Source organism: Hamadaea sp., from assembly GCF_013362815.1.
Lineage (GTDB): Bacteria > Actinomycetota > Actinomycetes > Mycobacteriales > Micromonosporaceae > Hamadaea.
Window position 1 is genome coordinate 23,483 of record NZ_JABFVK010000008.1, and the last position, 25,229, is coordinate 48,711.

A 25,229-nucleotide genomic window follows, 5' to 3' on the forward strand; every position below is an offset into this window, starting at 1 on the left:
ACGACTTCCGGGGTCAACCGGTGACGACCCCTAAGGGCCGCGTTTTCGAGTCCCGGTACGCGATCGTGGTCCGATGTGCCGGCGGCCGCCGATTCCTAGCGTTGCCTGCATGGAAGACGTCAAACAGTTCACCGAGGGCCTCCGGCGGCTGCCGTGGCCGCTGATCCTCGGGCTCGGCGGGCTCGCGCTGGTGCACCCGCTCATCAGCGTGACCGGAATGGACGACACCCTCGGCGAGGCCGTCACCCACCTCGGCGTCTTGGCGGCGATCTCGGTGATCTGGATCGCGGTCGTCGGCCTCAGCCGAGTCGAGCGCCCGGTCCTCACGCTGACCGCCGCCGCTGCCGCGTACGGGGTGATCGAGCTGGCCATGGGCAGCGTCGTCGGGATCTTCGCCGACGACCCGTCGGCCGGGCTGAACCCGGCGCTGCTCGGCTTCGCCCTCATCCCGGTGCTGCTCACGAACGGGATCTGGGGCGCGGTCACCGGCCTGATCGCGTTGCTCGTCCAGCGGATGCGGGGTACGCGATGAGCGTCTCTCGCCGAGCCTTGCTGCTGGGATCCGTTGCTTCCGTTGGATTGGCCGGTTGTGACGGGATCATCGCGTCCGGCGGCGCGAACAACAGTGCCCAGGGCAGCGCCGGCAGCCTGCTGGAGAGCAAGCTCGACCTGCCGGGCCGGTTCAAGGTGCCGCTGCCGATCCCGCCCGTCCTGTCACCCGTACGCACCGACGGCACCACCGATTACTACGAGATCACGCAGAAGGTCGCGCAGGCGCAGATCCTGCCCGGCGTCTCGACGACGGTGTGGGGTTACAACGGGATCTTCCCCGGGCCCACCCTCGTCTCGCGGGCCGGCCGGCGTACGGTCGTCACCCACCGCAACGAACTGCCCGTGCCCGTCTCGGTCCACCTCCACGGCGGCAAGGTCGCGCCGCAGCACGACGGCTACCCGGCCGACCTCATCATGGGCACCGGGCCGCACTCGGGGCACATGGGGACGATGACCACTGGCCCCCGGGACTACGTCTACGACCTCGACCAGCCCGCCGCCACCCTCTGGTATCACGACCACCGCATGGACTTCACGGGACCGCAGGTCTACCGCGGCCTCGCCGGATTCCACCTGATCAAGGACGACCTCGAGGAGTCTCTCCGGCTGCCCTCGGGTGACCGCGACATCCCGCTCATGATCGCCGACCGGGCGTTCGAAGCCGACGGCTCCTTCCGCTACCCCTCAGTCGACCCGTCGCTCACCAGTACGCCCGGCGTCACCAGGGATTACGTCAGCGGAGTCCTCGGCGATTGCATCCTCGTGAACGGCGCGCCCTGGCCGGTCCTCGAAGTGGAAGCCGCCCGCTACCGGTTCCGCATCCTCAACGCCTCCAACGCCCGGCGCTACTCGTTGACGCTCGATTCCGGGGCGAACTTCGTCCAGATCGGCAGCGACCTCGGCCTGCTCGAACGGCCGATCAGCCGCAAGAAGATCGAGATCGCCCAGGCCGAACGGTACGACGTCATCGTGGACTTCTCCGGCTTCCGGCCAGGTCAACAGATCACGATGCGCAACGGCAACGGCCGCGGCGGGACTGCTGACGTGATGCGTTTCGTCGTTGCGCGTACGGGGTCGGACGACAGCCGCATCCCCGACAAACTCGCCGCCCGCGAACAGCTCTCGCCCAACCAAGCCGTCACCTCGCGGCAGATCGTCTTCGCCCGTGGCGGGGCCGAGGCACACGGCATGACATTGTGGACGGTCAACGGCAAGCCGTTCAGCGAGGACTACATCGTCGCCCGGCCAAAACTCGGCACCGTGGAGAAGTGGACGATCCGGGCGCTCAACGTCGAGCACCCCTTCCACATCCACCTCGCCGGCTTCCAGATCATGGATGGTGCTCAGCAGGGCTGGAAGGACACCGTGAACCTCGACAACGGCGGCAGCGTCGACCTGCTCGTGAAGTTCGCCGGGTTCCGCGGAAAGTACGTGCTGCACTGCCACAACCTGGAGCACGAGGACATGATGATGATGGCCAACTTCGAAGTCGTCTAGCCTGAGCGCGTGGACGCCGTCTCCGAAGCGAGAACACTTGCTCAGTCGGGCCTCGGTCTGGAGGAGATCCTCGCTCACCTCCGAAGTCACGGTGTCGACTTCGGGGACTCGATGTGGGTCTTGGCGAAGGCCGGCATCCTTCCGCCGGGAGCCGCGAAGAAAGCCGTTTTCGACAGCCTGACCTGGGCAGACAGACGAGGGCGTCACGTTGCCTTCCATGAGGACGTGGTTCGGATCGCGGACGACCTCGCCGCGTTGACCGGGCCGTCGCAGCAGTCTGGTGATCAAGTGCCAGTGATCAGCGATGTGCCGCGCCGATTCGGTGATCAAGTACCGGTAGTCAGCGCAAAACCAGGCGTTGAGCGCTGATGGCGGGTACTTGATCTACGAAATCGGCCATGGAACGCTGACCTCGGGCACTGGATCTTGCAAGTCGCCGGGGCAGGCTCAGTGGCTGGCGGAGGTGCGGTCGGAAGCCGGCTCTGCCGGGGGAGCGCTCGGAGCGGGACGGCGTGTCAAGACCTGGGGTCCACCCGCCGTGACGGCGACGGTGTGCTCGGAATGAGCAGTACGCGAGCCGTCCGCAGACCGGATCGTCCAGCCGTCCTTGTCGTAGCGGATTTTGGCGGTGGTGCGGCAGAACCAGGGTTCGATGGCGATGGTGAGCCCGGGTTGGAGTCTCATGCCGCGCCCGGCTCGGCCGTCGTTGGCGACGTGGGGCGATTCGTGCATGGTGCGGCCGATGCCGTGGCCGCCGAAGTCGCCGTTGACCCGATAGCCGTAGGAGTGGGCGACCTCGCCGATCGCGGCGGAGATGTCTCCGAGACGGCCGCCGGGCTGGGCGGCGGCGATGCCGGCTTCGAGGGCGACCTCGGTGGCTTCGATGAGTTTCCGGTCGGCCGGGTCGGGCGTACCGACGATGACGGAGAGCGCGGAGTCGGCGGCCCAGCCGTCGATTTCTACTGCCATGTCGATGCTCAGCAGATCGCCGTCGCGCAGGACGTAGTCGTGCGGCAGGCCATGAAGTACGGCGTCGTTGACGGAGAGACAGAGCACGTTGCGGAACGGGCCCCGGCCGAACGAGGGAGCGTAGTCCCAGTAACACGACTTCGCGCCGCGCTCGGTGATCCGATGGCGGGCCTGGTGCTCGATGTCCATCAGGTTGACGCCGACGGCGGCGAGGCGGCCCAGCTCGGCCAGCAGTTCGCCGACGAACTGGCCGGTCACTGCCATCTTGGCGATCTCGTCAGCCGACTTGAGCTCGATCACGACACCCTCCCTCTGACGTACGGTATTTTTATACCACGCCAGGCCGAGCCGGGTAGGGCGGGCTATCCTACGGGCATGGTTCGCCACCCGTTGACCGCCGAACAGATCGCCGCAGGCCGCCGCCTCGGGGCGACGCTCCGTGCGGCGCGAGCGGATCGCAGCCTCGTCGAGGTGGCTCTGGCGGCGGGGATCTCTCCCGAGACGCTACGCAAGATCGAGGCGGGCCGTCTTCCGGCCCCCGCGTTCGGCACGGTGGTCTGTCTCAGCCAGGCGCTCGACGTCTCCCTCGGTGAGCTGGCCGAAGCCTGGCTCGCCGGGATGCCGGTCCGCCAGGCGTCCTGACCGGATAGTTGGCTGCTACCCCGTTGATCATGAGATTGGGGGCGGCGACACGCCGTCAAGGGGGACCTTGGGTTCATGATCAACGCGGAGGGAGAGGCGGGCGGCGGCGAGCGCCGGGTCGCCGGCGACGGCGTGAGAGACGGAACGCCGTGCCAGGGCGCGCGTGAGGGCGGCGGACACGGGCGTACGCCCGCTGAGGAGGCCGCCGGCGAGGACCACCGGTCCGGCCGGTGGGCCGAGTTCGTCGAGCGTACGGAGCAACTCGGTGGCGGTGGAGTCCACAAGGGACTGGGCAAGAGGATCGCCGGAGAGGGCGTGCGAACACACGACGGGGGCGAGGGCGGCGTACTGGTCCGGGGTAGTGCGGTTGCCCCAGGCGAGCAGTTCGTCGACGGTTTCCACGCCCGCGTGTGACGCGACGGCTGAGGCGAACGGCGTTCCCGGCCAGTGAACGGCGATGCTGCGTACGGCGGATAGGCCGAGCCACACCCCGGAACCCCGGTCGCCGAGTAGCCAGCCCAATCCGTCGGCGGTCGCGGTGACCTGCCGATCGCGTACGCGAGCCGCAATGGCTCCGGTGCCCGCGATCAGCACGACGCCGTGGTCTGACGTGGTGCCTGCGGCGAACGCCGTGACCGCGTCGGCGTACACGCACAACCGAGCGGAAACGCCGAGCCGAACCAAAGCGCCGGAGTAGTCCGCGAACCGGAGGCCGGTGAGACCGGCGACCCCGAGCCCGGCGGAGACGACGCGAGAGGCATCCTGCCCGGCGAGCGCGGCCCCGACGGCCTGCTCGAACGAGACCGCGGCAGAGGGATGGCGCAGCGGATTGCCGGGACCGCCTTGGCCCCGGCCCAGGACGACGCCATCCACCGTGGCCACCACGGCGCGGGTGCCGGTCCCACCGGCGTCGACTCCCACCATCAGCGCGTTCACGCAGGTCATCGAAGCACGCGAAAACTACTATTGACAAGACCTGGTCGCGATCGTAATTTTCATCGCACCGAGAAGAACATGAAAAAGGTGAAGACGATGACGGTGGTGAGCGGCGGCCTGATGGAGCGCCTGAAGACGGAGGGGCCCGGCCTGCCCGACGCGCTGGCCCGGATCGCCGAGCAGATCCTCGCCGATCCGCAGGCGGCGGCGCATGCGTCCATCGTGGATCTGGCCGAGCGGGCCGGCACCTCGACGGCCACCGTCACCCGGTTCAGCCGCATGTTCGGCTTCCGGGGGTACGCCAATCTCCGGGTCGCCGTCGCGACCGAGACCGGCCGGGCCGAGCAGGCTCGGTGGGAGACCGACATCAGCGGCGACATCGCCCCGGGTGACTCGCTCGACCGTGCGCTGAACGTGATCGCGACCGCCGACACGCGGGCGATCCAGTCGACGGCGGCCGGTCTCGACCTCGTGGCGGTGGACGAGGTGGCGACTGCGATCGCAGCAGCCTCCCGCGTCGAGATCTTCGGGTTGGGCAGTAGTGGCACGGCCGGTCAGGAGATGGCGTTCCGGCTGGAGCGCATCCGCATCCCGGTCTGGTACCGGCCGGACACGCACCGGGCGTTGACCAATGCCGCCCTGCTCGGGCCGGGGGACGTCGCCGTCGGGTTGTCCCACTCGGGGCGTACGCGGGAAGTCATCGAGGCGCTGGCCGAAGCCGGCGACCATGGTGCCACCACTGTCGCGATCACCTCGTTCGGGCGGTCGCCGCTGGCGGAGGTCGCCGACATCGTCCTGACCACCTCGGTCCACGAGACGACCTTCCGGCTGGCCGCGTTGTCGGCGCTGCATTCGCAGCTCGTCGTGCTGGATCTCATCTACGTCGCGGTCGCGCAGAAGACGTTCGACCGCACGGCCGAAGCGCTGGAGGTCACCGTCCGCGCCGTCGACGCCCATCGGCTGCCCGAAACCCCGAAGCGGACGAAGAAAGGCACAACCACGTGACCATCAGTAGCGCTGAATTTCTCAGCGTCATCCGGGAGGCGATCGAACGGGTCGGCACCGATCAGCCGGACCGCCTGGCGGCGGCGGCCGGAATCCTGGCCGACTGCGTACGCAAGGGCGGGGTGATCCAGGCCTTCGGGTGCGGGCACTCCGAGGCGCTGGCCATGGAGATCGCCGGCCGAGCCGGGGGACTGGTGCCCAGCAACCGGATCGCGCTGCGCGACCTCGTCCACTACGGCGGCGAACCGGCCTCGATCCTGGCCGACCCCGGGCTCGAACGCGACCACACGATCGCGCGGCGGCTCTACGATCTGGCCCCGATCGGGCCGGACGACGCGTTCGTGATCGCCAGCAACTCCGGGGTCAACGGCTCGGTGGTCGAACTGGCCCGGGTCGTCAAGGCGGCCGGGCATCCGCTGATCGCCATCACCTCGCTAGCCCATAGCTCCGGCGTCGACTCCCGGCACCCGTCCGGCCAGAAGCTCCTCGACCTTGCCGACGTCGTCCTCGACAACGGCGCTCCCTACGGCGACGCCGCGCTGCCCCTGCCTGGGGGCGGCAGCGTGGGCGCCGTCTCCTCGATCACGGCGGCGGTGCTGGCGCAACAGCTCGTCGCCGACGTAGTCGCCCGGCTGCTCGACGCCGGGATCACCCCGCCGGTCTACCTGTCCGACAACGTGCCCGGCGGGCGCGAACACAACGCTCAGACAGAGGCGCGGTACGCCGGGCGCATCCGGCGTACCGCTTAGGAGAAAGAGAACCGCTGCGATGGTTCAGATCCCCACTACGAAGTATGGCACTCCACGCCGGGCCGTCCTCGGGGCGGCATTGGCCGGCGTCGCCGCTCCGGCCCTGGTCGGGTGCGTGACCTCGGGCGGCGACTCCGGCAACGGCACCGCCACCGGGGCGAAGACGGCCGAGAATCCGCTGGGTGTCGTCCCCGACGCGCCCCTGGAAGTGGTCGTCTTCAAAGGCGGCTACGGCGACGACTACGCGAAGAACGCCGAGGCCCAGTACGCCCAGAAGTATCCGAAGGCGAAGATCGACCACAAGGGCATCCAGCGAGTGGGCGAGGCGCTGCAGCCCCGCTTCGTCGCCGACACCCCGCCCGACGTGGTCGACAACAGCGGCGCGGGCCGCCTCGACCTGCCCACGCTGGCCGCCGCGAGCAAGCTGTCCGACCTGACCGAACTGCTCGACGCGCCCGCCTGGGACAACTCCGCGGCGAAGGTCCGCGACACGCTGCTCCCCGGGGTGATCGAGGACGGCACGCTGGCCGGAAAGGTGGTCACGCTCAATCTGACGTACACGGTTTGGGGGCTGTGGTACTCGCGTCCCCTATTCGACAAGCACGGTTGGGCGTACCCGAAAAACTGGACCGAGATGCTGGCGCTGTGCGACCAGATCAAGCGCGCGGGCATCGCACCGTGGACCTACCAGGGCAAGTATCCCGAATACCTGAACGACCCGCTGCTCACGATGGCCGCCAAGACGGGCGGGACCGACCTGCTGAAGGCCGTCGACAACCTGGAGCCGAACGCGTGGAAGAGCGACGCGCTGATCGGCGCGGCGAGCGCGATCGCGGAACTCGCGGGCAAGGGATACATCATGCCCGGGTCGGAAGCGTTGTCGCACACCGAATCTCAGGCCGCGTGGTGCCAGGGCAAGGCCGCGTTCATCCCTTGTGGATCGTGGCTGGAGAGCGAGCAGAAGGGCGTCGTGCCCGCGGGCTTCGACATGGTCATGGGCACGGTGCCCGCACTGACCGCGGGCGACAAGATGGCCGGGACCGCGGTCCAGGCCGCGAGCAGCGAGTCCTATCTGGTCCCGGCCAAGGCGAAGAACTCCGCCGGCGGCCTCGAGTACCTGCGCATCCTCTTCTCCAAGGCGTCCGCGAAGGCGTTCGCCGAGGCGAACGCCACCTTGCCCGCGATCGCCGGGGCCACCGACGGGCTCACTCTCACGTCAGGGCTTTCGTCGGTACGCGACGCGGTGGCCGGCGCGGGCAAGGAGGCCTTCAGCTTCCGTTTCCGATCCTGGTACGCACCACTGGCGAAGGCGGTCGACGACGCGACCGGTGAGCTGGCGAACAAGCGGATCACGCCGCAGGCGTGGGCCGAGCGCATCCAGAAGGCGGCCGACGCGGTCGCCAAGGACTCCAGCGTCACGAAGTACCAGCGCTGATGCGTCACGGGAAACTCCGGTTCGTCGCCGGCGCGCTCGCTCCGGCGCTGGTGCTGCACGCCTTGTTCGTGCTGTCGCCGTACGCGCAGGCGTTCTACCTGTCGCTGACGGACTGGACGGGCGTCGCGGGCGGCGCGCACTTCGTCGGGCTGGGCAACTACGCCCGGCTCGGCGAGGACGCGTTGTTCCTCGACGCCCTGCGCAACAACGCCGTGATGCTGATCGTCGTGCCGACGGTGACCATCGCCATCGGCCTGTTCCTGGCCAGCGTGCTGCATCTGGGCGGGCGGCGGGGCCTCGACGGCGTACGCGGGACGGCCTTCTACAAGGTGGTCTACTTCTTCCCGCAGTTGTTGTCGCTGGCCATCGTCGCGGTGCTCTGGCAGTTCGTCTACAACCCCACGAACGGGCTGCTCAACGGCAGTCTGCGCGGAATCGGCCTCGGCGGGCTGGCGCACAGCTGGCTCGCCGAGCCGCACCTCGCGCTGGCGGCCGTGATGGCGGTGATCGTGTGGTCGTCGGTCGGCTTCTACATGGTGTTGTTCAGCGCGGCGATGGACGCCATTCCCCGAGAGCTCTACGAGGCGGCGCTCATCGACGGCGCGGGCGCCTGGGCGACGTTCCGCAAGGTGACACTGCCCCTGGTACGCGACAACGTCCGCGTCGCATTCGTCTACTTGGGAATCGCAGCGCTCGACGGCTTCGCGATCGTGCAGATCATGACGGTCGGCCCCGGCGGGCCGGACGGCGCGACCGAGGTCATCGGGCTCAGTCTGTACCGCAACGCCTTCACCTACGGGAAGTTCGGTTACGCCTCCGCCATGGGGGTCACCCTGTTCTTCCTCACCCTGGCCGTGGCCCTGCTCGCGTTGCGGGGACGGCGTACCGAGCGGTTGGAGATCGCGTGAGGCGCGTCAGCTTGCATGGCGTCATGGTGGCGTGGGCGATCGTCACGGCGTTCCCGCTGGTGTGGGCGCTGATGAGTTCGGTGAAGAGCGACGCGGAGATCCTGGCCAGCCCGTGGTCCCCGCCGTCGTCGATCCGGCTGGAGAACTGGGCTCGGGCTTGGAACGCCGCCGACATCGGGCGGTACTTCCTGAACAGCCTCATCGTCGTGGGCGGCGCTCTGGTGCTCACCATGGCGCTGGGGTCGCTGGTGGCGTACACCCTGGCCCGGTATGAGTTCCCCGGCAACCGGCTCGTCTACTACACCTTCGTCGCGTCGATGTTCTTCCCGGTGTTCCTGGCGCTCGTCCCGCTCTTCTTCATCGTGCAGAAGATGGGGCTGCTGGGCACCTATCCCGGGCTGATCCTCGTCTACACCGCGTACGCGATGCCGTTCACGGTGTTCTTCCTGCACTCGTTCTTCCGCACCCTGCCGTCCGCCGTCGCCGAGGCGGCGTTCCTGGACGGCTGCTCCCACCTGCGGGTCTTCGCCCGCGTGATGCTGCCGATGGCCCGCTCCGGGCTGGTCAGCGTCGGCATCTTCAACTTCCTCGGACTGTGGAACCAGTACCTGCTCCCGCTGGTCCTCAATCCCGACCCCGATCGGTACGTCCTGGCACAGGGGCTGGCGGCGTTGTCCGTCAGCCAGGGCTACCGCAGCGACTGGAGCGGACTGTTCGCCGGGCTCGTCATCGCGATGCTGCCCGTGCTGTTCGCCTACGTCGCGTTCCAACGGCACCTCCGCGCCGGTCTGACCGCCGGCGCTGTCCGTTAGTTCCTCATCCCCCCTTGAGGAGTCCATCATGTCCGGCAAACTCACTGCCTTTGCCAGTGCGGCGGCGCTCGTCGCCGGTTCCCTGGCGGCCGTCGTGGGCATCGGCGCCCCGGCGGCAGTAGCGGCCGACTGCGGCATCCTGTTCGACGACTTCAACTACACGTCGTCGGCGGATTCGTCGTTGACCGCGCACGGCTGGGTGCCGCGCAGTTACCAGGGCGGCCCGGGCGTGCCCGGGGCGACCTGGAGCGCCGCCAACATCACCTTCCCGTCCTCGGGGATCATGCAGCTGAACTCGGCCACCGACGGCACCGCCGCCGGCACGAGTCACGCGGAGATCTACACCAGTCAGAAGCGCTACTTCGAAGGCACCTACGCCACCCGCATCCGATTCACCGACGCGGCGGCCGGCGGGAACGACGGCGATCACATCAACGAGACGTTCTTCACGATCAGCCCACTCAACGGCGACCTCGATCCGACCTACTCCGAACTGGACATCTCGGAGTACCTGCCCAATGGCGGATGGGGCGAGACCGGCCCGATCAACTACCAGACCACCTGGTACACCTACCGCAACGAGCCCTGGTACGCCGACAACGTGCACTCAGAGGAGCGCCAGAGCTACGACGGCTGGCGTACCCTCGTCGCGCAGGTGTCCGGCGGCCACGTGAAGTACTACATCGACGGGACGCTGGTGGGCGACCACAGCGGGAAGTTCTACCCCCGGCAGACGATGACGATCAACTACAACCTGTGGTTCATCGACACCGCCGCGCACACCGGTGGGCAGAGCAAATACATCGAGCAGGTGGATTGGCTGTACTTCGCCAAGAACCAGGTCGTCGCGCCGGCCGACGCGGTGACCCGGGCCGCTTCCTACCGGAGCGCCGGGACGGGCTTCACCGACACGGTGGACTCCTCGGGAACGTGCACCAACCCGTCACCGTCCACTTCGGCCAGTGCGTCCCACTCGCCGTCCGCTTCGCCTTCCGTCTCTCCGTCGGCTTCGGTCTCGCCGTCGTCTTCGGTTCCAGCGGGGTGCTCGGGCGTTCCCGCGTGGACGATCTCGGGCGTCTACAACACGGGCGACCGGGTGGTGCACGAGCGCAGCAAGTACGGTGACCCGTCCGGGCCGCCGTCCGGGGACGGGCTGCACCTGTGGCGGGCTCGGTGGTGGACCCAGGGTTCCGAGCCGGGTTGGACCGCTCAGTGGGAGGACCTCGGGCGCTGCTAGCCCCAGTTGTTAGCTGTAGATCACGGTTACGCATGCTTCTCCGCGCTGGGAGGCATGCGTAACCGTGATCTACAGCTGTCGTGAGCGCCGCGGCCGCGACGCTCACGGGCGGGTGGGGTGCCAACTTGGGTCGATGGCTTGACATCGACGGCGATGGTCGCGAGTCTCTTGCGAGAGAGCGCTCTCCCGTCCGCCCGTCCCTCTCGTCCCCAGGGAGCCGCCCATGCCCGCCCGCTCTCGGAGAACGTTTGCTCTCCTCGCGTCCCTCGCGCTCGTGCTCGGTCTGACGACGGCCGTCGGCCTCGCCACGAGCGCCGGAGCCGCGCCGACCCTGATCTCCCAAGGCAAACCCGTCACCACGTCGTCGACCGAGAATGCCGGTACGCCGGCGAGTGCCGCGGTCGACGGCAACACCGGTACGCGCTGGTCGAGCGCGTTCAGTGATCCACAGTGGATCCAGGTCGACCTCGGCGCCACCGCGACGCTGAGCCAGGTCACGCTGAACTGGGAAGCGGCGTACGCGACGGCGTACCAGATCCAGGTCGCCGCCTCGGGGAGCGGTCCCTGGACGACGATCTACAGCACCACCACCGGAACAGGTGGCGTGCAGAACCTGACGGTGACCGGCTCCGGCCGCTACGTCCGGATGAACGGCGCCGCCCGCGCGACGGCGTACGGCTATTCGCTGTGGGAGTTCCAGGTCTACGGCGAGTTCACGACGTCGTCGTGCGGCAGTGGCAACGCCGCGCTCGGCAAACCCGCTACGGCGTCGTCGACCGAGAACGCCGGTACGCCGGCGAGCGCCGCCGTCGACGGCAACACCGGTACGCGCTGGTCGAGCGCGTTCAGTGATCCACAGTGGCTTCAGGTCGACCTGGGCTCGACGCAGACCGTCTGCCAGGTCGTGCTGGCCTGGGAAGCGGCGTACGCGACGGCGTACCAGGTTCAGGTGGCCGCGTCGGCGAGCGGTCCCTGGACGACGGTCTACAGCACCACCACGGGAACGGGCGGAACCCAGACGCTCGCCGTGAACGGATCGGGCCGCTATGTGCGGATGAACGGAACCGCGCGGGCGACTGCGTACGGGTATTCGCTCTGGGAATTCACCGTACGCACGACCGGCTCCACGACGTCGCCGAGCCCCACGGCGTCCCCCTCCCCGACGAGCGGTTCCTTCTGGGGTGACACGAGCACGATCCCGCCCGCGACGAACGTCGTCATGGTGAAGGTGCTCAATCGCACCAACGGCAAGTACCCCGACAGCCAGGTGTACTGGAGCTTCAACGGCCAGACGCACTCCATCGCCGAGCAGCAGTATCTCGACATGCCGGTGAACTCGGCCGGCCGGATGTACTTCTACCTCGGCTCGCCGACCAGTCAGTACTACGACTTCATCGAGTTCACCGTCGGCGCGTCGGTCTTCAACGGCAACACCACGCGGGTCGACGCCTTCGGCGTCAAGCTGGCGATGCGCCTGCACGCGCACGACGGATACGACGTCTCCGTCGGCGAGGACCAGGCCACCTTCGCCGAGGACCGGGCGGTCACCTTCCAGAAGTTCATCAACGAGGTGCCGCAGGAGTTCAAGGTGCTGGCGCAGACCCAGGCGCCGTACCGGATCATCGCGCCCGGCAGCGACCCGAGCTTCCGGACCGGTGGCGTGAATGCCAACTACTTCACCAGCTACGCCAACTCCGTCGGGGTGTCCGCACCCACCTCCGACATCTTCGGCTGCGCGGGCGTACTCGCCAACGACGCCGGGATGTGCTCGGCGCTCAACCGGCACGTCGCCCATCTGCCGCAGTCCCAATGGTCCACGCCGAGCCTGTACTACCAGGGTTCTCCGGCCAACTACTACGCCAAGTTCTGGCACGACCACGCCATCGACCGGCTCGCGTACGGGTTCCCCTACGACGACTACGCCGGGCAGTCGTCGTTCGTCTCCCACGGCAACCCGCAGTACCTCCTGGTCGCCGTCGGTTGGTGAGCGCCCGGGCTGGGAGCCGGGTTCGCCCGGTTCCCAGCCCACTCCAACGCGTATGGTCGGGGTGTGGCTGCCGAGCCGGTGACACCGCTGACCCCCCGACCGGTACGCGTACCGCTGCTGGTGCAGCAGTGGCGTCGGCTGGCGATGCTGCACTGGGCGGTCGATCCCGCGTCGGTGGCGAACCTGCTCCCGCCCGGTACGCACCCGGACACCCTCGACGGCGTGACTTACGTGGGCCTGGTGCCCTTCGAGATGTACCGGGTCGGGCTGCTGGCCGGACCGGGGCTGCCCTACCTGGGCACCTTCCCCGAGACCAACGTACGCCTCTACTCGGTGGACGAAGCCGGCCGTCGCGGGGTGGTGTTCCGATCGTTGGACGCCGCCCGGCTGATCCCCGTTCTCTGCGGCCGGGCCGCTCTGCGGCTGCCGTACATCTGGTCGTCGATGGAGATCGAGCACACCGGGGACCGCCTCGTCTACACCGGCCGCCGTCGCTGGCCGGGTCCGCGTGGACTGCCGAGCCGGGTCGCGGTACGCATCGGCGAGCGGATCGCCGAACCGAGCCCGATGGAGCAGTTCGTGACCGCACGCTGGGGACTGCACGTCGCCTGGTACGGGCGGACCCTGTACCTGCCCAACGAGCACCCCGAATGGCCGCTGCACCGGGCCGAACTGCTCGCCTTCGACGACAAGCTGATCAGTGCGAGTGGCGTACCGGTTCCGGACGGGCCACCGGTGAGCGTGCTCTACTCGCCCGGCGTACCGGTGAAGTTCGGGCGCGGCTGGCTGCTCAAGGAGCCTGCATCCGGCGGGGCGTGACCAACCCGGCCTCGTACGCGTACACGACCGCCTGGGCGCGGTTGGTCAACCGGAGTTTGACCATGCCGCGGTTGAGATGCGTCTTCACCGTCGCCTCGGAGACGACCAGCTGATCGGCGATCTCCTGGTTGGACATGCCCTTGGCGACCCACCGGAGGACTTCGAGTTCCCGGGCGGTCAGCGTGGCGAGCTGCTCGGCATACTCGCCGGCGCCGGGCACGCCCGACGGTGCGTACGCCTCGATGAGCCGCCGGGTGACGGTGGGTGCGAAGAGCATGTCGCCCGAGGCGACGGTGGTGACCGCGGCCAGCAGCCGTTCGGGCGGGGTGTCCTTGAGCAGGAAGCCGCTCGCGCCCTCGCGAAGTGCCTGGTAGACGTACTCGTCGAGATCGAACGTCGTCAGGATGAGCACCCGGGGCGGTGGATCGCCCTGCGAGACGATCTGCCGGGTCGCCGAGATGCCGTCGAGGCCGGGCATCCGCACGTCCATCACCACGACGTCGGGATTGTGCTCGGCGGCCATCGCGATCGCCTGCCTGCCGTCGGCGGCGTCACCGACGACTTCCATGCCGGGCGCGGCGTTGAGAAGGGCGACGAGACCGGCCCGGATCAGAATCTGATCATCGACGACGAGAACCCGGACCACGCGCTGGATCGTACCGTGCGGGGTAACCTCGTCTGCAACTTCTGTAGTAGACCCGCGAGTAGGCTTCGGCGCGTGCCAGACGCCCACCCCCGGCGCCGTTTCGCGCTGCCTGCCCGGTCACCGAAGATTCCGCCGCTGCTAGACGTGCTGCTGGCGGTCGGTTACACCACCGTCGCCATCCTCATCGGCCGGGAAGCGCACGATCAGTGGCCGACCCTCGACCTGACGGCGTACCTCCTCACGCTCGCGGCCAACCTGCCCGTGGCGTTCCGGCGCAAGGCCCCAATGACGGTGCTGGTGATCTGCGGGCTCTCCTGGCTCACCTTCATCGGCCTGGGGTACTACCCGGCGCTCAACGCGTACGGGAGTCTCGTGGCTCTCTACACCGTCACGGCGGAACGACCCCGGTGGATGGCGATCACGTCAGCGGTCGCCCTGGCGGGGGTGTGGGTCTATTCCGGCGTGCGTACGCCGCACTCGTCGATGGCCAGCGTCGTGGCGATGGCGGTCGTCTTCTTCACCGTCGTCTGGAAGTTCGGCGACAACGCCCGCAAGCTGTCGCTGCGCAACGCCGAGCTCGCGGCGGTCACCGAACGGCTGCATCGGGAGCAGGCCGACCGCGCCCGGCGCGCGGTCGCGGACGAGCGGATGCGGATCGCGGGGGAGCTGCACGACATCGTCGCGCACCACATGTCGGTCATCGCCGTCCAAGCCGGCACCGCCGGGTACGTCTTCGACAAACAGCCCGAGACTGCCCGGTCGGCGTTGTCGGTGATCGCCGGGGCGGCGCGGGAGGGCAACGAGGAGCTGCGCCGCATTCTCAGCCTGCTGCGGGCCCCCACGGTCGGCGTCGGCGAGCCGCCGCAAGAGGCCGCCCCCGGCGTCGAGCTGGTCGAACGGCTCGCCGATCGGATGCGGGCGGCCGGCGTCGCCACCACCGTCGAGGTGCTCGGCCCGCGCCGGTCGCTGCCCGCCGGGCTCGACCTTTGTGCGTACCGGGTCATCCAGGAGTCGCTGACGAACGTGCTCAAGCACGCGGGCGAGGCCAAGGCCACCGTCACCCTCGATTTCCGGGGCGCGGAGTTCCAGGCGACCGTCGCCGACGACGGATCGGGCACGCGGCCGGATCGCGAGGCCTCGCACGAGGGCCACGGGCTCATCGGCATGCGCGAGCGGGCGCGCCTTTACGGCGGCAGCCTGCGAGCCGGGCCGCGTCCCGGCGGCGGCTTCGAGGTGGCGCTCACGCTTCCGATCCCCGAGGGACCTACCACGTAGGTTTACCCTCTCTACAACTTCTGCGGTAGTCAGAAGTCGATCTCCACGGCGATGTCACGGCCCGGGGCCCATGACAGAGTTGTGGAGTTCAACGGGGGGTGGGCGGCCGGGAGTCTCCGGCCGCCCCCTGCATTTCTATTCGAGTACGCCGTTGAGCCGGATCACGACAACGCGAGTCAGAATGCCGCTGTCGATCAGCCGTCCGTTCGCGTCGAACGCCCCGGTGCCGTCGGACATCCCGAAGTCGTTGTCGTTGATCACGACGATGGTGTGCGGGTCCACGACCGCGATGCCTTCGATCTTCTTCGGCGCCTCGGCGATGGTGTTCAGGTCGATCACCAGCTCCTTGGGCAAGGCGTACGCGTCGTCGTCGGCCGCCTCGAGCGACGGAGTGGTGGAGAGATCGTCCCACTGCCCGCCCAGGATGCCCTCGCCCTTCGGCAGGCGTACGCGATGAAGCCGGGCCGCGTTGTCGGTGCGCTCCTCGACCAGCAGCGTCGACGGCCCCACCGCGACGATGGACGAGATCTTCAACTCAGCCGGATCGGTCTGCCCCGGATCCACAATGGATACCGGGTCGAAGCGGTACGCGTACTCGCTGATCACCTGAGCCTTGCGCGGCGAGAAGCGCAAGAGACGCGTGGTGCGCGACGCCTCCCCGGTCTTCTTGTCGGGGTTGAGCAGTGGGCTTTGGAGCGCGAGCACGAGGTCGCCGTCGGGCAGCAAGGCGAGGCCCTCGAAGCCGCGGTTGGTCTTGCGGGTGAGGTAGATCGCGGGCAGCGCCTCGACGACCGGGTAGTCCGCGCCGGTGAGCCCGAGGCCCTGCGGGACGTAGCGGGCGAGGACGCGGCCCTGCGCCGAGACGTGCACCAGCGACGGGCCGTACTCGTCGGCGAGCCAGAAGGTGCCGTCGTGCGCCCGGACGATGCCCTCGGTGTCCAGACCGTTGGGGTTGAAGCCGAGCGGCGTCGCGGCGTCATAGGTGTAGGGCTGCTCGTCGCGCGTGGCCTGGTTCGACAGGCCGGTCACCGGCTGCCCGGACGCGGTGGTGATCGGGATGGCGTCGAGCACCTCGATGACATCGCCCCGGAGGCGGATCTTCACGATGGCCGGATCGAACCCGGCGACCGGGAAAGTACGCCGCTTCTCCTTGCCGATCTTGATCTGCCCGTTTGGACCGCGGTCGGTGACGGTCCAGAACTCGTTCGGCCGGCCCGCCGGGAAGATGTCGCTGCCGATCCCGCCCAGGTTCACGCCGCGGTCGTCGGCGACACTGCCCGGAAGCAGCGAATTGCTGAATGCGCCCAGCGCGATCGGGGGCAGCGTGGCCTGCTGGACGACCCGCGGCCCGTCCGGCGGGCAGTCGTTCGCGGCAGCGGGCGCGGCGGTCGCCACCAGCGCGGCGACGGTGGGTACGGCGAGCGCGGCGGCACGGCGGCGCGACGTCATCTAGACCTCCATTGACTAGGTATCGCGCTCACCGTCTTGGAGCTCGGCCAACTACGGCCGACTTCTGGATGGCTTCCGGCCCAACGCCCGGCGAAACTCCCTACTTGTAGTAGGTCTCGATGGGGATCCGGGCCTCGTCGAACAACGCTGGCCCGTCCTGCGGCACCGTCGGCCACGCCGAACCCGGGTTGAGCTCGACGAGCTGGTCGGCGGACAAGGCGTACACGACACGGCCGAGGCCCGACCGGACGATCCCGCCGTCCACCAGGCTATACCCGCGTTTTCGCGGCCGCGGGCTTTGCGGCCGGGGGCTTTGCGACGCGGGTCGCGGGCTTTGCGGCCGGGGTCGCGGACGGTCCGGGCGCGGGTGGTACGTCTGCGACGTCTCGCGGCCCGGATGACGTAGCTGGCGTACCACCCGCGCCCGGGCGGTTGTTGGTACGCGGCTGAAACGCCGCGCGGCTGGCCTCGATGTGCGGTACGTGCTGGATGGCCCATCCGGCCAGCGCCAACGCGGGCGGGATGAGGCTCTCGCCGACGGCGGTCAGCGAGTACTCGACGCGGGGTGGGACTTCGGCGTACGCCTCTCGCTGCACGAGGCCGTCCCGTTCCAGGTTGCGTAACGTCAGGGTCAGCATGCGCTGCGAGATGCCGGGGATCTGCTGATGCAGGTCGGTGAACCGGAGCCGGCCCTGATCGAGGGTCGCCACGACGAGCAACGTCCACTTGTTGCAGATCTGGTCGAGGATCGCCCGCAGCGTCGCGCCGCCGTCGCCTCGGATAAGGCACGTGTGCTCATACTCCGACATGACGCCTCCTTGTGCCTTACGCACATCTGTGTGCCTTTTGTAGGCCCTCCGAAACTCACGCATGATGAGGCTACTTACCAACGGTAACCATCCTGGAAAGGCCCCTCATGGACGTCGCCTACTGGATTCTGGCCGGGCTGCTCGCCCTGTTCTACGCGTACGCCGGCGGCAAGAAGGTCACGCAGTCGAAGGATCAGCTGCGGCCGATGATGGGCTGGGTGGATCAGGTGCCCCTGCCGCTCGTCCGCACGATCGGGACGCTGGAGGTCCTCGGCGCGATCGGACTGATCCTGCCGAAACTGACCGGAGTGCTCCCGGGACTTGCCATTGCGGCTGCTGTCGGACTGGTGCTGATCCAGGTCGGCGGCATCGCCTTGCATCTGTCGCGCGGGGAGGCGCGGCTGATCGGGCTGAACATCGTCCTGCTGGTGCTGGCCGCCGTCACCGTTTGGCTCGCCGTCGCCATGTGACAAGGAGAGCGGTTCCGGGTGCCCGAATGTGCGACCCCGATTGCGTACGTGGGGTTGCCGGGGTGCCCGGACTTGTGCGTAAGGTGTCATCAGACGTTTACGGACCGGCCATTTCCGCCGCCGTACCGCCGGTGGCGCCGACCCCTCACGGCGATAATCATGATCTCTTCTGAGCAGTTCTCGCACGCTGGCGTCAGCCTCCGGCTGGAGCAGGTGCTCCGCGTCTACGCCCACGACCTCGATCCGCATACGCTTGCCGATCTGCGCGCCGCCATCGCGGCCGGCCGCCACGGCTGGTTCCATGACGAGTTCGCCCAGGCCGTCCGGGACGGCGCGTACGCCGCCGAAGACTGGTGCGCCGCCGTCGGAACGCGGGCCGAGCCGGCCCTGGCAGAGCAGCAACGGGTGGTGTGGTCGGCCGTGTTCCCCGACGACCCGTTCCCCGTGCGTACGCCCACCGCCTGAGCAGCGGACTCACAGGTCACGTCGAGATTCGTCCCGGAGTTCCCCGAGGAACGGCACCCAGGATGGGGTGAACGCCGAGACAAGAGGAGACGTGATGGGCAAGACAGCGCCAGCCGGGCCGTCAGCGCAACCGCCGACCTACGAGGGCCGTCCGCTGCCCAAGCCCGAGGAGGACATCTACGACCAGGGACTGCGGTTCGACATGCAGACCCTCCTCGGGCGGCGCAAGCTGCTGGCCGCCTTCGGGCTGGGCGTCGCCGGGCTCGGGCTCGCCGCCTGCGGGAAGTCCGAGGACAGCGGATCGGACGGCACCTCCGCCGACAACGTTTCGACTTCGGCCGGGGAGATCCCGGAGGAGACCGCCGGTCCCTACCCGGGCGACGGCTCGAACGGGCCCGACGTCCTGGCGCAGAGCGGCATCGTACGCAGCGACATCCGGTCCAGCTTCGGCAGTGCGAGCGGAACGGCCGAGGGCGTCCCGATGACCCTGGAACTGACGATCAAGGACCTGGCCGACGGCGGCGGCGCGTTCGCGGGCGTGGCGGTGTACGTGTGGCACGCCAACCGCGACGGCAAGTACTCGCTCTACTCCGAGGGCGTCACGGATCAGAACTACCTCCGGGGCGTACAGGTCTCCGACTCGACGGGCAAGGTGACCTTCACCAGTGTCTTTCCGGCGTGCTATGACGGCCGGTGGCCGCACATCCATTTCGAGGTCTATCCGGACCAGGCCGGCCTCACCGACTCGACCAACGCCATCGCGACCTCCCAGGTAGCCCTGCCCGCCGACGTCTGCAAGACGGCGTACGCGACGGCCGGCTACGAGCAGTCGGTGACGAACCTCGCGAAGGTCAGTCTGAGCACGGACAACGTCTTCGGCGACGACTCCGGGACGTCCCAGCTCGGCACGGTGACCGGCGATGCCACGAACGGCTACAAGGTGGCGCTGAACGTCGGCGTGGACACCGGCACGAAGGCGGGCGGGGGCGGGCGGGCCCCGGCCAAGTAGCACTGTCGACTGTGGTCCAGCAGGAGGGGACGGGGCTCTATACGATCGCCTCGTGACCCTTCCCGCCCCGGCACACTTCGTCGTCTGCGGCTTCGACGGACTGGCGTACCGGCTCGCCGAGCAGCTCACCACCCGCTATGACACCGATGTCGTGGTGCTGATGACGGAGGAGCAACAACGCAAGGCCGCCGCCCGCGACTTCGCCGAACTCGACCGCGTACGCGTCCTCGTGGTCGAACGCATCAGCGAGAAGGCACTGGAGCAGGCCGCCGTGACCGAGGCGGCCGGACTGGCGCTGACCTTCCAGGACGACGTCGGCAACATCCACCTCGCGTTGCAGGCCCGGGAGACGGCGCCCGGACTGCGGATCGTGATCCGGATGTACAACAGCAGCCTGGCGCACAGCATCGAGCCGTTGCTCGGCGACTGCAAGGTGCTCTCCGACTCCGAGATCGCCGCGCCGGCCCTCGTGGCCTCGGCGTTGCGCGAGGTGGCCGCCAACCCGGTGAAGGTCGCTCAGCGTACGCTCGTCGTGGCTCGGCGATCCGATGTCAGCGACCGCTATGTGATCTGCGGATTGGCCGACACCGCCGCCGAGGGTGGCCCGGCGATGCTGCCGCGTGACGAGCAGACGGCCGATCTGGTGCTGGCCGATCTGCGGGGGCTGCCCGATCTGGAGTCCACTTTGGGCACTCGCCCGGCGCCCGCCCGCAGCCACCGGATCGGCGTCATCCGGACGTTCCTGGGCGCGTTGGTCTCCCGCAAGTCGCGGATCGCGGTCAGCGTCGTCTTCGGGCTGATCATCCTCGCGACGACCGCGCTGGCGGTGAGTCTGCGCATCGGTCCGGGCGACGCCCTCTACGTCGCGTTGGCGACCGTGCTGGGCGGCACCGAGGTCAACGACGACTACACGACTTGGCAGAAGTCGTTGCAGATCCTCCTCGGCGTCGCCGGGCTGGCCCTCGTGCCGCTGATCACGGCGCTGGTCGTGGAGGGCATGGTTCGGGCGCGGCTGGCCGTCGCCGAGGTACGCCTCCGGCAGCCGCACGCCGACCACCTCGTCGTCGCCGGGCTCGGCGGGGTCGGAACCCGCGTCCTGCGACTGCTCCACGACCGGGGCGTACGCATGGTCGCCATCGCCGCCGACGAGAAGTCCCGGGGTGTGCCGCTCGCCCGGGAACTGGGCATTCCGCTGGTCATCGGCGACCCCGGACGCGAGTCCACGCTGCGAGCCGCCGGGGCGGACCAGGCTCGGGCGCTGCTGGCCATCACGAGCTCCGACGCGTCCAATTTGGAGACCACGTTGCGGGCGCGGAACCTGCGCTCCAGCCTGCACGTGGTGCTCCGGCTGTTCGACGGCGATCTGGCCCGGCGCGTACGCCGAACGTTCAACCTGCCCTACTCACACAGCGTCTCCTACCTCGCCGCGCCCGCCTTCGCCGAGGCGTTGATGGACCGCGAGGTGATCGGCACGATCCCGGTCGAGCGCCGGGTTCTGCTGATCGCGGAGGTCGTCGTGGCCAGCGGGTCCGATTTGGACGGTGGCCGGATCGCCGACGCCGACGACCCGGGGGCGTTGCGGGTGATCGCCGTCAACGAGTTCGGCGAGCCCCGGCCGTTGTGGCGGCCCGCGCCGGCCCGCCGGATGCGGACCAACGATCGGCTGACCGTGGTCGGCACCCGGGCGGGGCTCAGCGCGCTCGTCCGGCGCTCAGTCGCCGGATCGCGTACGCGCCGACGGCCGGGCTAGTCGCTGAACCGATAGACCACGAAGTGGTCGCCGATCTGGGTGATCAGTGCCTTGGCACCGATGCCCGGACCGAGGCCGGTCACCTCGAACGCGCCGAGATCGGTCCGGGCCAGCGTGCCCAGATCCAGCCCGAACAAATGCCCGTCGTGGTAGAGGAACATCGAACTCGCGTTGACTCGCATCGGGTATCCGGCCCGCTCGGCCTCGGTCAGGACATCCTTGCCCTGGCTGTCGAGAAGGAGGTTGCTCGGGCGGTCCGGGCCGCCCCCGTAGACGACGAGATGGTCGCCGACCGCGAGGAGGTCCTCGGTGTCCTTGACCCGCGTACGCCAGACCACTTTGGACCAGTTCAGCGCCACGACGTCCGCCTGGAACAAGTCGCCGTCGACCAGGCACATCAGCCGGCCACACGGCGTCAGGTTCTGCAGCCGGTTCGCGTTGTCGGCCGATTCCACCGGCACCTGCGCCTCGTAAAGCCGCTCCCATTTCCGGCCCGGCTCCAAGGTCAAGGCACGCAGTGACGTCCCCGTGGTCTGGTAAACCCTGCCCTCATAGGCCAGGAAGTCCCCCGAACCCGCATCCGGCCAGGAGCGCCCGGTCGGCTTGCCGGTGGCGACGGCGTACTCGGTCAGCGTGCCCGCGCCGTCCACCTGGAACAACGTGTCGCCGTGATCTTCGGCCGCGAACGGCCCCGATCGGCGTCCGGCCGGTCCGGTCAGGTCGCTCGCGGTGCGCATGCTGAAGGTCGACGCGATCTCGCCGTCGAAGGTCCAGGCTGGTTGCCCGGTCAGCCAGTCGTAGGCGGTCGTCTTCTTGCCGTCGCGATCGGCGAGCACGAGCACGTCCGGGTAGGCCAGCATGTCGAATCCGTTGATGTTCATGCCCCGGTGCCAGCGCAGCTTGCCGGTCGCCGGGTCCACGACGAACAGTTCCTGATCGAGGGCGGAGCCGTCATTGCGCTCACCGATGCTCACAACAGCATTCGGCAGCGCGATCATCCCGTTCCAGTCGTCGAACACGCCGGGCAAGGTCAGGCTCGGCCACAGCGGGTCGCCCGTGCGTACGTCGAGAGCGCCGATGCCCAGCAGGCCGGTCGGCCCGCGCCAGGCGACGAACCCTCGGTCACCGACGACCGAGCTCATCGTGAAATCGACGCTCTTCGGGACCTTCACCCCCGCGCCGCCCGCCTGCTCCATCTTCCGGAAGGCGATCGGGCTGCTGGTCGGGGCGACGGGCTGTGGTGGGTTGGGATCCGGGGCGGTGCCACGCAAGATCACCGTCGCGAGCACCAGGATCGCGAGCACGGCCAGGCCCGCGGCGGTGATCATCTGGGTACGCACGCGGCGGCGGGCGCGGTGAGTGACGTCCTCGACGGGCGGGATGACAGCAGCGTCGGACTCCTCTCGCAGTGCCTCGGCGAGGCCGGCCCGGCCCCGGGACAGCCACGATTTCACCGTTCCCTCGGCCACCCCGGTCTCGGCGGCGATCTGGCCGACGGACAGGTCGAGCAGGTAGTACAACGCGAGCGCCCGGCGCTGCGGTTCGGGCAGCTGCCGTAGGGCGGTCGTCAGGAGAACCGTGTCCTCCGAGGGTGGTGGGACGACGCCTACCCGAGCAGCCGGCGACTTTCTGCGTACCGCCAAGTGACGCCACCAGTCGAAGATCAGACGCGTGACCACCAGGCGCAACCACGCCTCGGCGTCGTCATACCCCCGGACCTTGCGCCAGCGCTGCCAGGCGCGGGCATAGGCCTCCTGGACCACGTCCTGGGCCTGCGGGAGGTCGCCCGTGAGACCGTACGCGTAGCGCAAGGTCCGGGGCGAGGTCGACCGGTAGAACTCGACGAAATCCACGTAAACCGCCTGTAGTAGAGGTGTTCTCGCCGATGGACACGGGTCCGGCTCCCGAACGGTTGCAACCTATGCTGTCGAGATGAGCGACCCCAAGGATGACCTGGTCCGATACCTGTACGCCGCCCGCGATGCCATGATCTGGAAGCTCGACGGCCTGTCGGAGTACGACGTGCGGCGACCCCTGGTGCCCACCGGCACCAACCTGCTGGGCCTGATCAAGCATGTGGCGATCGTGACCGCGGGGTACTTCGGCGACACCTTCGACCGGCCGTTCCCCGAAGTCGCCCCCTGGCTGAGCGACGATGCCGAGGAGAACGCGGACATGTGGGCGAACACCGGCGAGACGAGAGACGACATCCTCGGACTGTGGGAGCGGGCCTGGGCGCACGCCGAAGCCACCATCACGGAGCTGCCGCTGGACGCGATCGGGCACGTGCCGTGGTGGAACCCGGCGACCAACGAGGTCACCCTGCACAAGATCCTGTGCCACATGACGGCCGAGGCGCAGCGCCATGCCGGGCACGCCGACCTGGTTCGCGAGCTCATCGACGGTTCGGTCGGGTTGCGGGCCGACGTGTCGAACCTGCCCTCGACCGACGGCTCCTTCTGGGCTGCTCACTACTCTCGGGTCGACGCTGCCGCTCGATCCTTCTTGTAGCTTTTCCTTCCCTGTAGATCACGGTTACGCATACTTCCCGGGCCGGTTGAGGCATGCGTAACCGTGATCCGCATGAGTCGGCGGCGGCGGCGCTCCCGGCGGAGGGCTTGGCGGCGGGCGCTCGGGCAGGTGGTCAGCGGCGCCAGGCGGGCATGACGTCGAACGGCTTGGCGGTCTTCGCCGGATCGCGTTCCACCAGGTCGCCGTGGACGGGGTCGACGAGCGCTGCGTCGATCCGGGCCAGCGTCTCGGCGTCGAGCTTGACGTCGAGCGCGGCGACGTTCTCCGCGAGCTGCTCGGGCCGGGACGCGCCGACGATGGCAGCGCTGACGCCCGGGCGGCTCAGCACCCAGGCCACCGCGAGCTGAGCCATCGTGACGCCGAGCTCGTCGGCGATCGGCTTGACCCGCTGGACCGCGCGGAGCACGGGGTCGGCGAGGTAGCGGCCGACGAAGGCGGAGCCTTTGTCGGAGGCCGCGCGCGAGCCCGCCGGCGGCTGCGTACCCGGGAGGTATTTGCCGGTCAGCACACCCTGCGCCACCGGTGAGAACACGATCTGGCCCAGGCCGCCTTCGAGGCTCGCGGGGACGACCTCGGCCTCGATGACCCGCCAGAGCATCGAGTACTGCGGCTGATTGGAGATCAGCGGCATGCGCAACTCCCGGGCCAGCGCCGCGCCCGCCTCGATCTGGGCGGCGGTCCACTCGGACACTCCGATGTAGAGCACCTTGCCTTGGCGTACGAGGTCCGCGAAGGCGGTCATCGTCTCCTCGAGCGGCGTCTTCGGATCGAACCGGTGCGCCTGGTAGAGATCCACGTAGTCGGTCCGCAACCGGCGTAGCGAAGCGTTGCAGCTCTCCAGGATGTGCTTGCGCGACAGGCCTTCGTCGTTGGCCCCCGGCCCGGTACGCAGACAGACCTTCGTGAGGATCTCCAGTGACTCCCGGCGTACGCCGTGGAGGGCCTCGCCGAGCAGTTCCTCCGCGGCACCGAACTCGGGACGGCCGTAGACGTCGGCCGTGTCGAACGTGGTGATGCCGACGTCGAGCGCCGTACGCAGCGTCGCCTTGGCGGAGTCGGCGGCGGCCGAGTCGTGGGTGAGCCAGCTGCCGAAGGTGATCGCGCTGACCTGCAGGCCGCTTCGGCCGAGGGGACGGTGCTCCATGAAGATCGACTCTACCCGGCTTTGGGTTCGTGGGTGGTTCATGGTTTTCGTGCGTTATCCCGGGATAACGCGGCTTTGGCGCGGATTTTAGGCACGTTATCCCGGATAACGCGCGGAGCCGAGCGCGCCTGC

Annotated in this window: 26 protein-coding genes and 1 pseudogene; 18 read left to right on the forward strand and 9 right to left on the reverse strand. The window is 68.8% G+C overall.

Features of this window, described 5'->3' with window-relative positions:
• Positions 1 to 109: 109 nt before the first annotated feature.
• Genes HOV77_RS03380 through HOV77_RS03390 form a run of 3 tightly spaced genes read left to right on the forward strand, consistent with a single transcriptional unit; the run spans position 110 to position 2,418 of the window.
• Positions 110 to 532: a hypothetical protein gene (locus tag HOV77_RS03380; RefSeq protein ID WP_290857403.1), complete on the forward strand. Its 423-nt coding sequence runs from the start codon at positions 110 to 112 to the stop codon at positions 530 to 532.
• On the forward strand, positions 529 to 2,049 hold the full coding sequence (locus tag HOV77_RS03385; RefSeq protein ID WP_290857405.1) for a multicopper oxidase family protein: 1,521 nt from the start codon (positions 529 to 531) through the stop codon (positions 2,047 to 2,049). Before HOV77_RS03380 ends, HOV77_RS03385 begins: the two co-directional genes overlap by 4 nt.
• 9 nt (positions 2,050 to 2,058) lie before the next feature.
• Entirely contained in the window at positions 2,059 to 2,418 is a 360-nt protein-coding gene (locus HOV77_RS03390; RefSeq protein ID WP_290857408.1) for a hypothetical protein, read from the forward strand.
• A 78-nt stretch (positions 2,419 to 2,496) separates the two neighbouring features.
• Here HOV77_RS03390 and map read toward each other — a convergent pair whose 3' ends face one another.
• Entirely contained in the window at positions 2,497 to 3,318 is an 822-nt protein-coding gene (map, locus tag HOV77_RS03395; RefSeq protein ID WP_290857410.1) for a type I methionyl aminopeptidase, read from the reverse strand.
• Between the two features lie 75 nt (positions 3,319 to 3,393).
• Between map and HOV77_RS03400 the strand changes: the two genes are divergently transcribed.
• Positions 3,394 to 3,660, forward strand: coding sequence for a helix-turn-helix transcriptional regulator (locus HOV77_RS03400; RefSeq protein ID WP_290857412.1), 267 nt, complete (start codon positions 3,394 to 3,396; stop codon positions 3,658 to 3,660).
• A gap of 27 nt (positions 3,661 to 3,687) precedes the next feature.
• On the opposite strand, the gene HOV77_RS03405 is transcribed toward HOV77_RS03400, so the two are convergent.
• Positions 3,688 to 4,596 (reverse strand): BadF/BadG/BcrA/BcrD ATPase family protein, encoded by a 909-nt coding sequence (locus tag HOV77_RS03405; RefSeq protein WP_290857414.1) that lies wholly within the window; start codon positions 4,594 to 4,596, stop codon positions 3,688 to 3,690.
• Between the two features lie 120 nt (positions 4,597 to 4,716).
• Here HOV77_RS03405 and HOV77_RS03410 point away from each other — a divergent pair, with 120 nt between their 5' ends.
• From HOV77_RS03410 to HOV77_RS03445, 8 genes are all read left to right on the forward strand, one after another.
• Positions 4,717 to 5,601 carry a MurR/RpiR family transcriptional regulator gene (locus tag HOV77_RS03410; RefSeq protein ID WP_290857474.1) on the forward strand — a complete coding sequence of 295 codons (885 nt, stop codon included), beginning with the start codon at positions 4,717 to 4,719 and terminating at the stop codon, positions 5,599 to 5,601.
• Positions 5,598 to 6,350 (forward strand): SIS domain-containing protein, encoded by a 753-nt coding sequence (locus HOV77_RS03415; protein ID WP_290857416.1) that lies wholly within the window; start codon positions 5,598 to 5,600, stop codon positions 6,348 to 6,350. The genes HOV77_RS03410 and HOV77_RS03415 overlap by 4 nt, the downstream gene beginning before the upstream one ends.
• A gap of 19 nt (positions 6,351 to 6,369) precedes the next feature.
• Complete coding sequence (gene ngcE / locus HOV77_RS03420; protein WP_290857418.1) at positions 6,370 to 7,785, forward strand: N-acetylglucosamine/diacetylchitobiose ABC transporter substrate-binding protein; 1,416 nt, start codon at positions 6,370 to 6,372, stop codon at positions 7,783 to 7,785.
• Complete coding sequence (locus tag HOV77_RS03425) at positions 7,785 to 8,693, forward strand: sugar ABC transporter permease (RefSeq protein WP_290857420.1); 909 nt, start codon at positions 7,785 to 7,787, stop codon at positions 8,691 to 8,693. Before ngcE ends, HOV77_RS03425 begins: the two co-directional genes overlap by 1 nt.
• Positions 8,694 to 8,716: 23 nt before the next feature.
• Positions 8,717 to 9,505, forward strand: a complete 789-nt coding sequence (locus HOV77_RS03430; protein WP_290857476.1) for a carbohydrate ABC transporter permease — start codon at positions 8,717 to 8,719, stop codon at positions 9,503 to 9,505.
• Positions 9,506 to 9,533: 28 nt separating this feature from the next.
• Complete coding sequence (locus HOV77_RS03435; RefSeq protein ID WP_290857422.1) at positions 9,534 to 10,742, forward strand: glycosyl hydrolase; 1,209 nt, start codon at positions 9,534 to 9,536, stop codon at positions 10,740 to 10,742.
• Positions 10,743 to 10,965: 223 nt separating this feature from the next.
• Positions 10,966 to 12,729, forward strand: coding sequence for a discoidin domain-containing protein (locus HOV77_RS03440; protein ID WP_290857424.1), 1,764 nt, complete (start codon positions 10,966 to 10,968; stop codon positions 12,727 to 12,729).
• Between the two features lie 63 nt (positions 12,730 to 12,792).
• On the forward strand, positions 12,793 to 13,548 hold the full coding sequence (locus tag HOV77_RS03445; protein ID WP_290857425.1) for a DUF2071 domain-containing protein: 756 nt from the start codon (positions 12,793 to 12,795) through the stop codon (positions 13,546 to 13,548).
• Here the strand turns inward: HOV77_RS03445 and HOV77_RS03450 are convergent.
• Positions 13,520 to 14,194, reverse strand: coding sequence for a response regulator transcription factor (locus tag HOV77_RS03450; protein ID WP_363259563.1), 675 nt, complete (start codon positions 14,192 to 14,194; stop codon positions 13,520 to 13,522). The two genes, HOV77_RS03445 and HOV77_RS03450, sit on opposite strands and share 29 nt — an antisense overlap.
• A 72-nt stretch (positions 14,195 to 14,266) precedes the next feature.
• Here HOV77_RS03450 and HOV77_RS03455 point away from each other — a divergent pair, with 72 nt between their 5' ends.
• Entirely contained in the window at positions 14,267 to 15,469 is a 1,203-nt protein-coding gene (locus HOV77_RS03455; protein WP_290857428.1) for a sensor histidine kinase, read from the forward strand.
• Positions 15,470 to 15,604: 135 nt separating this feature from the next.
• Here HOV77_RS03455 and HOV77_RS03460 read toward each other — a convergent pair whose 3' ends face one another.
• The 3 genes from HOV77_RS03460 to HOV77_RS03470 form a co-directional block, all read right to left on the reverse strand.
• Complete coding sequence (locus HOV77_RS03460) at positions 15,605 to 16,918, reverse strand: esterase-like activity of phytase family protein (RefSeq protein WP_290857430.1); 1,314 nt, start codon at positions 16,916 to 16,918, stop codon at positions 15,605 to 15,607.
• Positions 16,919 to 17,018: 100 nt separating this feature from the next.
• Entirely contained in the window at positions 17,019 to 17,183 is a 165-nt protein-coding gene (locus HOV77_RS03465; protein WP_290857432.1) for a hypothetical protein, read from the reverse strand.
• A 4-nt stretch (positions 17,184 to 17,187) separates the two neighbouring features.
• The gene (locus HOV77_RS03470; RefSeq protein ID WP_290857435.1) at positions 17,188 to 17,727 is read right to left on the reverse strand and encodes a helix-turn-helix domain-containing protein; all 540 of its coding nucleotides are present in this window, start codon (positions 17,725 to 17,727) and stop codon (positions 17,188 to 17,190) included.
• A gap of 107 nt (positions 17,728 to 17,834) precedes the next feature.
• Here HOV77_RS03470 and HOV77_RS03475 point away from each other — a divergent pair, with 107 nt between their 5' ends.
• From HOV77_RS03475 to HOV77_RS03490, 4 genes are all read left to right on the forward strand, one after another.
• The gene (locus HOV77_RS03475; RefSeq protein WP_290857437.1) at positions 17,835 to 18,197 is read left to right on the forward strand and encodes a DoxX family protein; all 363 of its coding nucleotides are present in this window, start codon (positions 17,835 to 17,837) and stop codon (positions 18,195 to 18,197) included.
• 159 nt (positions 18,198 to 18,356) lie between these two features.
• Positions 18,357 to 18,662 (forward strand): hypothetical protein, encoded by a 306-nt coding sequence (locus tag HOV77_RS03480; RefSeq protein WP_290857439.1) that lies wholly within the window; start codon positions 18,357 to 18,359, stop codon positions 18,660 to 18,662.
• A gap of 94 nt (positions 18,663 to 18,756) precedes the next feature.
• The gene (locus tag HOV77_RS03485) at positions 18,757 to 19,671 is read left to right on the forward strand and encodes a 3,4-dioxygenase subunit beta (protein ID WP_290857441.1); all 915 of its coding nucleotides are present in this window, start codon (positions 18,757 to 18,759) and stop codon (positions 19,669 to 19,671) included.
• 52 nt (positions 19,672 to 19,723) lie between these two features.
• Positions 19,724 to 21,421, forward strand: coding sequence for an NAD-binding protein (locus HOV77_RS03490; protein WP_290857443.1), 1,698 nt, complete (start codon positions 19,724 to 19,726; stop codon positions 21,419 to 21,421).
• Here HOV77_RS03490 and HOV77_RS03495 read toward each other — a convergent pair.
• Together HOV77_RS03495 and HOV77_RS03500 are read right to left on the reverse strand one after the other, a co-directional pair.
• Positions 21,418 to 22,749, reverse strand: coding sequence for a PQQ-binding-like beta-propeller repeat protein (locus HOV77_RS03495; protein ID WP_363259571.1), 1,332 nt, complete (start codon positions 22,747 to 22,749; stop codon positions 21,418 to 21,420). The two genes, HOV77_RS03490 and HOV77_RS03495, sit on opposite strands and share 4 nt — an antisense overlap.
• A gap of 78 nt (positions 22,750 to 22,827) precedes the next feature.
• Positions 22,828 to 23,274 (reverse strand): annotated as a pseudogene (locus tag HOV77_RS03500) (sigma-70 family RNA polymerase sigma factor); the annotation flags it as partial.
• A gap of 79 nt (positions 23,275 to 23,353) precedes the next feature.
• Here HOV77_RS03500 and HOV77_RS03505 point away from each other — a divergent pair.
• On the forward strand, positions 23,354 to 23,932 hold the full coding sequence (locus tag HOV77_RS03505; RefSeq protein ID WP_290857445.1) for a DinB family protein: 579 nt from the start codon (positions 23,354 to 23,356) through the stop codon (positions 23,930 to 23,932).
• Between the two features lie 133 nt (positions 23,933 to 24,065).
• Here HOV77_RS03505 and HOV77_RS03510 read toward each other — a convergent pair whose 3' ends face one another.
• Positions 24,066 to 25,097 carry an aldo/keto reductase family protein gene (locus HOV77_RS03510; RefSeq protein ID WP_290857447.1) on the reverse strand — a complete coding sequence of 344 codons (1,032 nt, stop codon included), beginning with the start codon at positions 25,095 to 25,097 and terminating at the stop codon, positions 24,066 to 24,068.
• Positions 25,098 to 25,229: the final 132 nt, after the last annotated feature.

Excerpts from the sequence above, each read along its gene's own strand:
- HOV77_RS03430 (WP_290857476.1), top strand. The coding sequence starts at position 8,717 with ATGGTGGCGTGGGCGATCGTCACGGCGTTCCCGCTGGTGTGGGCGCTG.
- HOV77_RS03485 (WP_290857441.1), top strand. The coding sequence starts at position 18,757 with ATGGGCAAGACAGCGCCAGCCGGGCCGTCAGCGCAACCGCCGACCTAC.
- HOV77_RS03380 (WP_290857403.1), top strand. The coding sequence starts at position 110 with ATGGAAGACGTCAAACAGTTCACCGAGGGCCTCCGGCGGCTGCCGTGG.
- HOV77_RS03495 (WP_363259571.1), bottom strand. The coding sequence starts at position 22,749 with ATGATCACCGCCGCGGGCCTGGCCGTGCTCGCGATCCTGGTGCTCGCG.
- HOV77_RS03435 (WP_290857422.1), top strand. The coding sequence starts at position 9,534 with ATGTCCGGCAAACTCACTGCCTTTGCCAGTGCGGCGGCGCTCGTCGCC.
- HOV77_RS03385 (WP_290857405.1), top strand. The coding sequence starts at position 529 with ATGAGCGTCTCTCGCCGAGCCTTGCTGCTGGGATCCGTTGCTTCCGTT.
- HOV77_RS03505 (WP_290857445.1), top strand. The coding sequence starts at position 23,354 with ATGAGCGACCCCAAGGATGACCTGGTCCGATACCTGTACGCCGCCCGC.
- HOV77_RS03425 (WP_290857420.1), top strand. The coding sequence starts at position 7,785 with ATGCGTCACGGGAAACTCCGGTTCGTCGCCGGCGCGCTCGCTCCGGCG.
- HOV77_RS03480 (WP_290857439.1), top strand. The coding sequence starts at position 18,357 with ATGATCTCTTCTGAGCAGTTCTCGCACGCTGGCGTCAGCCTCCGGCTG.
- ngcE (WP_290857418.1), top strand. The coding sequence starts at position 6,370 with ATGGTTCAGATCCCCACTACGAAGTATGGCACTCCACGCCGGGCCGTC.
- HOV77_RS03510 (WP_290857447.1), bottom strand. The coding sequence starts at position 25,097 with ATGGAGCACCGTCCCCTCGGCCGAAGCGGCCTGCAGGTCAGCGCGATC.
- HOV77_RS03460 (WP_290857430.1), bottom strand. The coding sequence starts at position 16,918 with ATGACGTCGCGCCGCCGTGCCGCCGCGCTCGCCGTACCCACCGTCGCC.
- HOV77_RS03400 (WP_290857412.1), top strand. The coding sequence starts at position 3,394 with ATGGTTCGCCACCCGTTGACCGCCGAACAGATCGCCGCAGGCCGCCGC.
- HOV77_RS03475 (WP_290857437.1), top strand. The coding sequence starts at position 17,835 with ATGGACGTCGCCTACTGGATTCTGGCCGGGCTGCTCGCCCTGTTCTAC.
- HOV77_RS03410 (WP_290857474.1), top strand. The coding sequence starts at position 4,717 with ATGGAGCGCCTGAAGACGGAGGGGCCCGGCCTGCCCGACGCGCTGGCC.
- HOV77_RS03470 (WP_290857435.1), bottom strand. The coding sequence starts at position 17,727 with ATGTCGGAGTATGAGCACACGTGCCTTATCCGAGGCGACGGCGGCGCG.
- HOV77_RS03440 (WP_290857424.1), top strand. The coding sequence starts at position 10,966 with ATGCCCGCCCGCTCTCGGAGAACGTTTGCTCTCCTCGCGTCCCTCGCG.